A 10,947-nucleotide genomic window follows, 5' to 3' on the forward strand; every position below is an offset into this window, starting at 1 on the left:
CGGACTGTTCCGGCTCCTCGGCACGCGGCAGACGACCGGCTTCAAGGCCGAGGGATCCCACGGGTCGTTCTGGGATCGCCTCGTGCCGAACATCGCGGAACTCGGCGCGACCTACGCCATCCTCGCCATCGGCGGCGGCTGCGCCGTGCTGCTGCTGTGGGGCGTGCTGCGCCACCGCCCCGCCATCACCGCGCTGTCGCCGGACGCCGCAGCCGCCGCGAAGATCATCGCCCTCTGGGCCGTGTGCGCCTGCGGGTACGTCGGGTACGCGGTCGCGTTCGGCTCGCTCGAGGAGCAGATGTTCTACATCGCCGCCGCGCCCTGCGCTGCCGCCCTCACCATCGGTGTCTTCCTCATCCGGCGGCGGGGCCTCCGCCGTACCGCGGCCGCGGGCGTCATCGTCGTGATGGCAGTGCAGGCCACCGCCTGGGTGCTCGTGCACACCTCCACCGACGACGTCTACGCGCAGATGCTCGAGCGCATGCCGACGGTCGCCGTAGAGGGGAGCACGATGTCGGTCACGGAGGAGACCGGACAGTTCGTCATCACCGGGTACGACCTCGGGCAGTGGGTCACGGTGCCGGAGCTCCAAGAGAACGAGGTCGACTACGTGTTGCTCTCCGACCGGCTCGTCGAGAACGGATACGGCATCGCCGACCCGGAGTTCGCCGCCGAGGTGCGCGACAACGGGTCGCTGGTGCTGTCGGTCGAGGGCCGGGAGAGCGACCTGCAGCTGTACGACGTGCGCGAATGGACCGGAGCCGCCGACCCCGACTCGCCGACCACGGAAGACGCATCATGACCGCTCGCCCCCGCATTCTCCACCTCGGCTACGAAGACCCCCGCAAGCCGGGCGCCGGCGGTGGATCGGTGCGCACCGACGAGATCAACACGCGCCTCGCGCGGGACTTCGACATCGTCGTGGCGTGCGCGCGCTTCGAGGGGTGCGAGCCGTACACGAAGGACGGCGTGCGCTACGTGCACCTCGGCATCGGGTCGGGCCGCGACCTCAGCGCCGCGACCTACTTCGCCGCCCAGTGGGCAGCCGTTCGCCGGTACGCACCCGACCTCGTCGTCGAGGACTTCGGTGCCCCCATCTCGACCTGGGGCCTGCCCCGAACCACGTCGGTGCCCGTCGTCGGTGTCGTTCAGTGGCTGTTCGCCGCCGAGAAGTCCCGGCAGTACCACCTCCCGTTCGACCGGATCGAACGTTTCGGGCTCGCCGCCCATCGCACCCTGATCGCGGTCTCCGACGACCTCGGGTCACGGCTGCGGGAGCGCAACCCGCGTGCCGACGTGCACGTCGTACCGAACGCGTTGCCGCCGCAGGCGTTCGCCACTCCGCACGACGGCCCGCGCGACGGGATCCGCTACCTCGGTCGTATCGAAGACGCGCAGAAGGGGCTCAGCCTGCTGCTGCGCGCCTACGCGACCGCCGCGGCAGCCCCCGGCGGGATCGCACAGGACGTTCTTGTCGCGGGGGAGGGACCCGACCGCGCTTCTCTCGAGGCCCTCGCCGTCGACCTCGGAATCGCCGACCGGGTGCGGTTCGTCGGCCCCGTCGCGCCGGCCGACCGGTTCGCGTGGCTCGCCGCCGCCGAGCTCGTCGCCATGCCCAGCCGGTACGAGACCTTCGGCATGGTCGCCGCGGAGTCCATGGCCGCGCACACGCCCGTCGTCGCGTTCGACATCGACTGCCTCCGCAACCTGGTCACCGACGACACCGGGCGACGGGTAGCCGCATTCGACGTCGAGGCCTACGCCAGCGCCCTGCGTGAACTCGGTGCCGACGCGACACTGCGCTCGTCGCTCGGAACCCGGGGCGCCGCCGATGTCGCGCACCTCACCTGGGACAACGCGGCAGAGCACCAGGGCGGCATCTATCGCGCGGCGATGCGCGACCGCGTGCCGGCGGGCGTCCGGTGACGAACCGCATTCCGATAGACCTCGGCGGCGCCCGTGACGCCGACGAACCGGGTGACGAGGCGCGCGGCATCCACGATCCCGACCGCGTGCAGCGCCATGCCGCCGTCGTGTCGGTTACGACGCTCGTGGTGTCGATCGCGAACTACGCGTTCTCGCTCGTGCTCATCCGGCTGCTCGCCGCCCCGGACTACGTCGCGTACGCGTCGGTGCAGAGCCTGCTGCTGGTGCTCGGATCCGGCGGGATGGCCGCGATCCCGTGGGCCGTCGCGCGCCACGTCGCCCTGACCCGCACGACGCGGGCCGCGGGTGAGGCGCTGGGCTTCGGGCTGGTCGCCTCCGTCGTGCAGGGCCTCGTCTTCGCCGGGCTGTCGTTCGCGCTCGTCGCGCCGGCGTCCGGCGTGCAGCTCGGGGTGGCGACCGGCGGAGCGGCGTTCGCGCTGTCGGTCATCGCCGCCCCGCTCGGGCTCCTGCAGGGGCAGGGTCGCCTGGTGGCGATCTCCGTGCTGCGGCTGGTCGAGACCGTGGTGCGCATCGGGCTGTCGCTGGTGCTCGTGGTGGCGGTCGCCGCCGACCCGCTGTCGCCCATCACCGGCTTCATCGTCGGCAGCGTCGTGCTCACCGTCGCCGCGCTCATCGTCTGCCGCGCCGCGTTCCCGCTGCGCCGCGCAGCCAGGGCGACCTACCGCGGCCTGCTGCGGCACAGCGCGCTGCTCGGCGTCGCGCAACTCGCGCTCGCCGCGCTCGGGGCGATCGACACCGTGGTGATCGCGTGGACGCAGATGAACGTCATCGACGCCCGCGACTACCAGGTCGCCGCGCTCCTCGGGCGGGTTCCGCTGTTCGTCGGCGCCGCCGTCGCGATGACCTACTACTCGCAGATCGCCAGCGCGGCGTCGGCCGCCGCCGCGCACATGCAGCAGGCGCGCGCCACGCGGCTGATCGTGCTGCTCGGCGTGCCCGTGGCGATCATGCTCGCGACGACCCCGACCTGGGCCCTCGACATCATCGCCCCTGGCCAGGCCGACCAGGTCAGCGCCCTGCTGCCGTGGACCGCGATCACCGGCGTGACCGTCGCGACGGCGACGGTACTCGCCTGCGCGCGGCAGGCCAACGAGCAGTACCGGCGGCTGTTCATCCTTCTGCTCCCCATCGTCGCGGTGCAGCCATTCGCGCTCCTGATCGCCGGCAACCTCGGCACGGCGACCACCTTCGCGATCTGTGCGGCCGCGATCGGCGTGCTCGTGGTGGCGGTGCAGTCGATCGACCTGCTGCGGTGGCGGCCCTGGCGCCTGATCCGCATCTCCGACCTGGCCGGCATCGCCGGCGTGCTGGTGCTCGCGATCATCGGCCGCGACGTGCCCTGGCTGTGGTGGGTCGCCGGATTCGCCGCGGTCGCCCTCATCGGCCGGGCGCTGCTCGCGCCCAGCGCCGCTCCGAACGCGGCTCCCGCTGCGCCCCCCGCCGGGGAGCGCGACTAGCCGTACTACCCGGAGAGGTGGGGGTACTGCCCGGAAACGTCGGGCTCGCCGCGCCGCCCGGTCAGCTCGTCGCCGGGGTGGTCAGTTCGACCTTCATCCAGCCGGCCTCGCGGCGGTCGAACGCCTCGTAGGCCTCGATGGCCGATCCGAGCTGCTCATGCTCGGTGATGAACGCGGTCGGGTCGAACTGGCCGGCCGCGACCATGTCGATCAGCGGCGGCGTGACCGAATGGTGGTCGCAGTTGCCCATGCGGATAGTGAGGTTCTTGTTCATCGCCGCGCCGATCGGGTACTGCTCGACCAAGGGTGAGTAGACGCCGATGATCCCGATGCGGCCGTACTTCGCCACCACGTCGACCGCCCAGCGCGCAGCCTGCGACGGCCCGTCGCCCGGCTTCCACAGGTCACCCCGGGGAGCTGCATCCGGAGCGATCTGCTCGACCTCGGCGTCGAACTTCGCCGCATCCTCGTCAGAGACGGCAGCGGGGCCGGTCTTGGGGCGTTCCGCGTCGACACCGACCGCATCGATCACCGCGTCGGCGCCGATACCGCCGGTCAGGTCGAGAATGGTCTGCACCGGGTCTTCGGTGTTGTAGTTCACGATCTCGCAGTTCTGTGCGAGGGCGGCCGCCAGCCGGGTCTCGTCGCCGTCGACGATGATGACGCGTCCGGCCCCGAGCTTGAACGCGGATGCCGCGGTGAACTGTCCGACGATGCCCGCGCCGAAGACCACGACGATGTCGCCGCGCGTCACGCCCGCGAGCTCGGCGCCGAACCACCCGGTCGGAAAGATATCGGAGAGCAGGATCGCCTGTTCGTCGCTGACGGTGTCGGGGAGAGGGTGCATGGTGTTCTGCGCGAACGGCACGCGCACGTACTCGGCCTGCAGTCCGTTGACCGACCCGGTCGACTCCGGGCCGCCGAAGAAGCTCGTTCCGGCGAGGGGCCCGTTGGGGTTGGCGACATCGCACTGCGCGGTCTTGCCCATGCGGCAGTAGCGGCAGGCGCCGCACGAGATGGTGGAGTTGATGACGACCCGATCGCCCGCGCTGAAGCCGCGAACGTCGTCGCCGACCTCGGTGACGACACCGACCGCTTCGTGCCCGAGGATGGTGCCCTCCTTCATCGGCGCCATGGTGCCGCGCACGAAGTGCAGGTCGGTACCGCAGATCGCGCTGCGGGTGATCTGCACGATCGCGTCCCGCGAATCCTGGATGGTGGGCTGGGCAACCTCGTCGATGCGGATGTCGCCGATGCCGTGCCAGACAACTGCCTTCATGATGCTCTCCTCGCGAGTTTCTCGAATGGGAGCGGCGCCGCGCATGGCGACATCCGCTGCGACAAGCCAACGGGGTTCGGGGTACGGGCGGTAGCTCCTTCCCAAACCGGCGGGGTGCACCTAGGGTGCGCGGCCGGCCGGCCGTAACACTGCACAAATGGCGGGTGCGGGCTCGTCGGGGCAGGCCTACCGTCGCTTCGGGCAGTCCGCCCACGCCGCAACGACAGGAGAAAACCCATGAGCATCACCGATCCGTCATCATCGAAGCCGACCGTCGTACTCGTGCACGGGGCATTCGCAGAATCGTCGAGCTGGAGCGGGGTGATCTCGATGCTGCTCGCCGACGGATACCCGGCCATCGCGGTCGCCAACCCGCTGCGCGGCGTCGCCTACGACTCCGATTACCTGCGCTCGCTCCTCGCGGGGATCAGCGGCGACGTCGTGCTCGTCGGGCACTCCTACGGGGGCACGGTGATCAGCGGGGGAGGCGCGGGCAACCCCAACGTCAAGGCCCTGGTCTTCGTCGGGGCGTTCGCCCCGGAGGAGGGCGAGACCCCCGGCCAGCTGGCAGCCCAGATTCCGGGGTCGACGCTGGGCGACACCCTCACCTCGGTGCCGCTGCCCGACGGAGGCAACGACCTGTACATCGTGCAGAACAGATACCATGCGCAGTTCGCCGCGGATTCGCCGGAGGCCGACGCCGCGGTCATGGGCGTGACGCAACGGCCGATCCGTGACGCGGCGTTCGCCGAGGCATCCGGAGTCCCGGCCTGGAAGACCGTGCCGTCGTGGTTCCTGTTCGGCGCCGAGGATCGCAACATCCCCGCCGCCATGCACCGCTTCATGGCCGAGCGTGCGGGGTCGCGCCGCACCATCGAGCTGGAGGGCGGTTCGCACACCGTCGGCATCCCCGAGGCGGGCAAGGTCTTCGACCTGATCCGCGAGGCGGTCTCGTCGACGACGGTCTCGACCGCATCGTCGTCGGCGTCATAGCCGAATCGGGCGGCCCGAGGTGTTCGAGAATTTCACGAGCCGTCTGATCCCGACCGGGCGAGGCAGTGTCTTCGCCCGCGTCGGGGGCGGGGGACCGCCCATCCTGCTGCTGCACGGCTACCCGCAGACCCACGTCATGTGGCATTCGGTCGCCCCGGCGCTCGCCGAGCGGTTCACCGTGGTCGCCGTCGACCTTCCGGGGTACGGGCAGACGTTCCGGCCCGAGACCGCACCCGATCATCGCGCGCATTCGAAGCGGGCCATCGGCGACGACCTGGTCGACGTGATGGGCGCGCTGGGATTCGACGGGTTCGCCGTCGCGGGGCACGACCGCGGGGGCCGGGTCGCCTACCGGATGGCGCTCGACCACCCCGGGCGGGTGATCGCGGCGGCGGCGTTCGACGTCGTGCCCACCGGGGAGGTGTGGAGCCGGGCCGACGCGCAGCTGGCGCTGGCCTACTGGCACTGGGCGTTCCTCGCGCAGCCGGCGCCCCTGCCCGAGAAGCTCATCGGAGCCGACCCGCAGGCGTTCTTCGATCACCACGTGCGGGCGCTCGGCCTCGGCCGTGCACCGGGGCGCTACCATCCCGACCTGATGGCCACCTACCGCGCGATCCTCGACGACCCCACCGTGGTGCACGCCATCTGCGAGGACTACCGCGCCGGCGCCGGGATCGATCGCGTGCACGACGATGCAGACCAGCGGGCCGACCGTCGCATCACGTGCCCGCTGCTCGTGCTGTGGAGCGAATCCGGCGCCCTGCCGAAGTTCTACGGCGACGTGCTCGCGGTCTGGGCGCCGTGGGCGAACGACATCCGCGGCCGGGGGCTCGACGCCGGCCACTTCCTCGTCGAAGACCAGCCGGACCAGGTAGTCGGCGCACTCCTCGCGTTACTGGGCGACGCAGGCCGGGGGGACGCGCCACGGCAGGTCGAGACACCGCAGGTCGAGGCACCGCACGCTGCGCCACCGCACGTGGAGGCACCGCACGCCGGGCCACCACACCACCGCACACCCGAAGGGACCGACCATGACCACACCACCAGCTCCGCCCGCCCCGCCCGCTGACGGCTCTCCGGCCGGTACCGACGAGCTCACCAGCAGGCTCAAACGCACCGAGATCCAGCACGCGACATCATCCATCCCCGGCCGCGACATCGTGCAGGTACTCACCGAGATCCCGGTCGACGTCTCCTCGGGCTGGCACCACCACCCCGGTGAGGAGGTCGGCTACATCGTCGCCGGCACCGTGCGCATGGAGAGGAAGGATGCCGCGACCCTCGTGCTCCACGCCGGCGACGGGTTCCTCATCCCGCCCGGCGTTCCGCACAACGCCACCGACCTCGGCCCGGGCACCGGACGCATGCTCTCGACCTACATCGTCGAGACGGGCGCGCCGGTGTCGACGCTGGGCACCTGAGGCGCGACACCGCTGGGGGCTCGCGGGGCCGCTGGCGCATGCACCGTCAGAGCCCCTCGAGCACCCGCAGCGCCGCGTCGAGTCCGCGCTCCTCGCGCATCGCCGAGCCCACCCGCTGCGCCCTGGGCCGCATCGAGCGCGCGTGCGCGATCGCCGCGGCGAGGGTGGCCGCGGTCAGTCGACCGGCCGGGATGGGGCGCGCGGCGATGCCCCGCTGGTGCATCCGCACGGCCCAGAACGGCTGGTCGGCAGTGAACGGAACGACCACCGACGGAACGCCGGCCCGCGCGACGGCGTGCGAGGTGCCTGCGCCGCCGTGGTGGATCGCGAGGGTCGCGCCCGGCAGCACGGCGTCGAGCGGCGCCGCCCGCACCGCCAGCACGTCGGCGCCCACCATGCCGAACGGCACCTCCAGCCCGCCCCAGCCGGTCAGCAGCAGCACGCGCAGCCCGTTCGCGCGAGCCGCCTCGATCACGGCACGCCCCCGCGAGAGTGCATTGCCCGCCGCCATCGACCCGAAGGTCGCCACGACGTAGTCGCCGCCCGACATGAAGCCGGCGATGGCCGGATCTATGGATGCCGCAGCCGCCAGGTCATTCCAGGCGCCGGTCAGGTGGACCCGTTCCGGCCAATCGCGGGGCCGGGGCAACAGCGCGGGGCTCGCGGCCATGAGCGTCGCGGCCGACGGCGCGCGGGGGAGCGGGTCCAGCCCGCCCGGCAGCTGCGCTGCCGCGCGGGCGACATCCCGGTCGAACAACCGCGCGGCCGCCCGCGGCACCGCATAGGTCGACCGGTTGTACTCGCCGAGGTCGCGGGTCGCGGTGGGGCCGCCCGGCGCGGTGAACTCGGCACTCGGGGTGGCGACGGGGGAGAACTCGACCAGCACGCGCGGAACGCCGAGGGCGCCAGCGACCATCGGGGCGCTGAGGATCAGCGGGTGGTGCACCACGACGTCGGGGGTGAAGGCCACGGTCTCACGCACGGCGGCGGCGAGCATGCGACGCATGGCGGGGTGCACCTCGCGCCGCAGGTGACGGAGCAGCGACCACGGGGTCGACGAGGCGGGAAGCAGGCGGCCGAACTGCAGCTCGAGGCTGGCCGCATCCACCCCAGACAGGTCGACGCCGCTATCGTCGGGCACGGCCAGTCGCACGTCGTGGCCGCGGGCGGTCGCGAGGCGGGCGAGGGCGGCGAACGGCTCGACGTCGCCGCGGGTACCGGCCGTGAGCAGCATGATTCGCACCCCGATAGTCTGTGGCAGCGGGTGGGCGTTGCCGAATCGCCGCCCGCGCGCCGGTGACGGAACCTCCCAGGAGGCCCCGGGAGCCGGTGGCGTGGCGCTCGCCGGCACCGCAGAGGCTGGGAGCATCCCGAACCAGCGCGCGGCGATGTCGCACACCATCCGGCACTGCCGCACCCTGTCATCACCACCGAATGTCTCGAGGAGCACGGCCATGCCCGCCAGCACGAGCGCTGTCGCCACCGCCGCAGCATCCATTCGCCGGCTCGTGCACATCTCGCGCCCGGTGCTGTGGATCAACACCATCGGCACGGGCGTCGTCGGCATCTGGCTGACCGGGCAGCTGTTCGACCTGCAGGCCCTCCCGGTCATCCTGTGGCTCACGCTGCCGTTCAATCTGCTCATCTACGGCGTCAACGACATCTACGACCAGGACACCGACGCTCTCAACGACCGCAAGGGATCGCTCGAGGGCGCCCGGATCGAGCAGCGCGAGGTGCGGTTCATCGCCTGGGCCGTCGCGATCGTCAACGTGCCGTTCCTGGTGTACTTCGTGCTCGCGCTGCCGTTCCTCGCGGTCGCGGCGATCCTGCTCTACGTCGGCGTGTTCGTCTTCTACTCGGCGCCGCCGCTGCGGTTCAAGAGCAGCCCGTTCATCGACTCGATCAGCAACGCGGCCTACGCGCTGCCGCTGGTCATCGTGCCCGCCGCCCTCGACCTGTCGCCGGTGTGGCCAGCGGTCGTCGGGCTCATGGCGTGGAGCGTCGCCAAGCACGCGTTCGACGCCGTGCAGGACATCGTCGAAGACCGCGACGCCGGAATCACCACCACCGCGGTGCGACTCGGTCCGCGGGGCGTCGCGCTGTGGAGCGGCTCGTGGTGGCTGGCGTCGACCGTGCTGTTCGCGACGGTGAACATCCCCGTCGCGATCGTCAACGCGCTGATCGCCGGGCTCCTCGTCGGGCGCCTGCTCATGCGGCCGACGCCCGACACCGGCCGACGCCTGTACCGGCTGTCGGTCGCGTTCCCCTACATCGCGGGTTCCGCGGCGGGCATGCAACTCACCCTCGCGATCGCGACGGGGGTCTACCCGTGAGCCGCGTGGTGGTCGTCGGCGGCGGCATCGGTGGGCTCGCGGCATCCGCCCTGCTCTCGACGGCCGGGCACGACGTGACGCTGCTCGAGCAGTCGACGACGCTGGGCGGCAAGAGTCGACGGATGCTGGTCGGCGGGCAGCGCATCGACACCGGGCCATCGCTCGTGACGTTCCCGACCGCGTGGCACGAGCTGCGACGGCGGCTGGGTCACGGGGACGCGGGCAGCAGTGACCCGGCCGGCAGCGACACCGGCACCCGGGACACGCCAGCAGACGCAGGCGTCGGCCACCTCGACCTCGTGCGCATGCCCGAGGTCGGCACCTACTACTACCGGGGCGAGACCGTCACCCTGCCGGTGCCGGAGGGCCACCCCTGGTACCCGGCCTGGCGCCGGTTCAGCGACGAGCACGCGCCCCTCGCCGACGATGTCACCGAGCTGCTGCTCACCGACCCCCTCGACCGCGCAGCACTTCCGGCGCTTCGACGGCTGCTCGCCGTCTACGGCACCCGCCTGACCACGCGGGCGTACCTCGACGGCCTCGACTGGATGCCCGACGGACTGCGCGAGATCATCGCCATCCACACCCTCAACGCCGGGGTCTCGCCGTCGCGCACCGCGGCGCTCTACGCGAGCATGCCCGCGATCATGGCCGAGACCGGTGCCTGGGTACCGCGCGGCGGCGTCTACGAAGTGGTCGAGGCGCTCGCGCAGCTGGCCGCGGCCGCCGGGGTCACCATCCGCACCGGCGAGACGGTCACCCGCATCGAGAAGGGCTCCGTCACCAGCAGCGGCGGCGTCTATCCGGCCGACCTGGTCGTCAGTGCGGTGGATGCCGAGCGCCTCGGCTCCCTCGTCGGCCCCGCCGTTCCGGCACTCGCGAACCTCCCCACCGTGTCGCGCCTGACCGGCGTCACCCGCACCCTCTCGTGCTCAGCCATCGCCGTCTACGGGGTGCTGCGCGAGAACCTGCCGGAGGGCATCGCCGCGCACAGCGTCGTGCTTCCGACCCGGCCGGAGGCCCTGCACCGGAGTCTCGAGGCCGGCGACGAACCTGCCGACACCATGGCGTTCGTCAACTACTACCGGGCGGGCGACATCTACCCGAACGAGCGCAGCACGGTCGGCATCCTGCTCACTGCCCCCTCCGACGGCGCGGGCTACACGATCGACCACCCGTTCGTGCGCCGCGAGGTCGACCGCATCTCGAACGCGATGGGGCTGCCCACGCCGCTCACCGACTACCTCGACGAGCACGTCGTGCTCGACCCGCAGTACTACGGCGGCTTCGGCGAGCCGCACGGCGCGCTGTACGGCACGGCGCGGCCCGCGTGGATGGCAGGTCCCTTCCACCAGCCGGGCTACGTCGATCCGCTGCGCCCGTGGCTGTGGCGGGGGGGGGCGTCGGGGCACCCGGGCGGGGGGGTCCCCCCCCCGCTCGGCGGGGCGGGGATCGCGGGCACCCCGCCGCTGGAGCGCAACCCCGGCTCGCTCCCTCCACTCGCCGGGGGCTGG

10 protein-coding genes are annotated in these 10,947 nt (G+C 71.9%); 8 read left to right on the forward strand and 2 right to left on the reverse strand.

Going from position 1 to position 10,947, the window contains the following annotated elements:
- From G5S38_RS14390 to G5S38_RS14400, 3 genes are all read left to right on the forward strand, one after another.
- The coding region (locus G5S38_RS14390) for a hypothetical protein (protein WP_165070080.1) at nt 1-802 on the forward strand (802 nt) is incomplete at its 5' end.
- Entirely contained in the window at nt 799-1,926 is a 1,128-nt protein-coding gene (locus G5S38_RS14395; RefSeq protein WP_165070083.1) for a glycosyltransferase family 4 protein, read from the forward strand. The genes G5S38_RS14390 and G5S38_RS14395, both read left to right, overlap by 4 nt.
- Nucleotides 1,923-3,404, forward strand: a complete 1,482-nt coding sequence (locus G5S38_RS14400) for an MATE family efflux transporter (RefSeq protein WP_165070086.1) — start codon at nt 1,923-1,925, stop codon at nt 3,402-3,404. The genes G5S38_RS14395 and G5S38_RS14400 overlap by 4 nt, the downstream gene beginning before the upstream one ends.
- 61 nt (nt 3,405-3,465) lie before the next feature.
- On the opposite strand, the gene G5S38_RS14405 is transcribed toward G5S38_RS14400, so the two are convergent.
- A complete protein-coding gene (locus tag G5S38_RS14405) occupies nt 3,466-4,683 on the reverse strand; it encodes a zinc-dependent alcohol dehydrogenase (protein WP_165070088.1) in 1,218 nt (405 codons plus the stop codon).
- A 237-nt stretch (nt 4,684-4,920) separates the two neighbouring features.
- Here G5S38_RS14405 and G5S38_RS14410 point away from each other — a divergent pair, with 237 nt between their 5' ends.
- From G5S38_RS14410 to G5S38_RS14420, 3 genes are read left to right on the forward strand one after another with little or no spacing between them, the layout of a single operon-like run.
- Nucleotides 4,921-5,676, forward strand: a complete 756-nt coding sequence (locus G5S38_RS14410; RefSeq protein WP_165070091.1) for an alpha/beta fold hydrolase — start codon at nt 4,921-4,923, stop codon at nt 5,674-5,676.
- A gap of 19 nt (nt 5,677-5,695) precedes the next feature.
- Nucleotides 5,696-6,745 (forward strand): alpha/beta fold hydrolase, encoded by a 1,050-nt coding sequence (locus tag G5S38_RS14415; RefSeq protein ID WP_165070094.1) that lies wholly within the window; start codon nt 5,696-5,698, stop codon nt 6,743-6,745.
- Nucleotides 6,708-7,097, forward strand: coding sequence for a cupin domain-containing protein (locus G5S38_RS14420; protein WP_165070097.1), 390 nt, complete (start codon nt 6,708-6,710; stop codon nt 7,095-7,097). The genes G5S38_RS14415 and G5S38_RS14420 overlap by 38 nt, the downstream gene beginning before the upstream one ends.
- A gap of 46 nt (nt 7,098-7,143) precedes the next feature.
- Here G5S38_RS14420 and G5S38_RS14425 read toward each other — a convergent pair whose 3' ends face one another.
- Complete coding sequence (locus G5S38_RS14425) at nt 7,144-8,580, reverse strand: glycosyltransferase (RefSeq protein ID WP_235929096.1); 1,437 nt, start codon at nt 8,578-8,580, stop codon at nt 7,144-7,146.
- Between G5S38_RS14425 and G5S38_RS14430 the strand changes: the two genes are divergently transcribed.
- Together G5S38_RS14430 and G5S38_RS14435 are read left to right on the forward strand one after the other, a co-directional pair.
- Nucleotides 8,552-9,433 (forward strand): UbiA family prenyltransferase, encoded by an 882-nt coding sequence (locus G5S38_RS14430; RefSeq protein ID WP_165070099.1) that lies wholly within the window; start codon nt 8,552-8,554, stop codon nt 9,431-9,433. The genes G5S38_RS14425 and G5S38_RS14430 overlap by 29 nt on opposite strands.
- Nucleotides 9,430-10,947: phytoene desaturase family protein (locus tag G5S38_RS14435; RefSeq protein ID WP_165070102.1), on the forward strand; the 1,518-nt coding region annotated here is incomplete at its 3' end. The genes G5S38_RS14430 and G5S38_RS14435, both read left to right, overlap by 4 nt.

This window comes from Marisediminicola senii, assembly GCF_011057645.1.
In the GTDB taxonomy this organism is placed as follows: Bacteria; Actinomycetota; Actinomycetes; order Actinomycetales; family Microbacteriaceae; genus Marisediminicola; species Marisediminicola senii.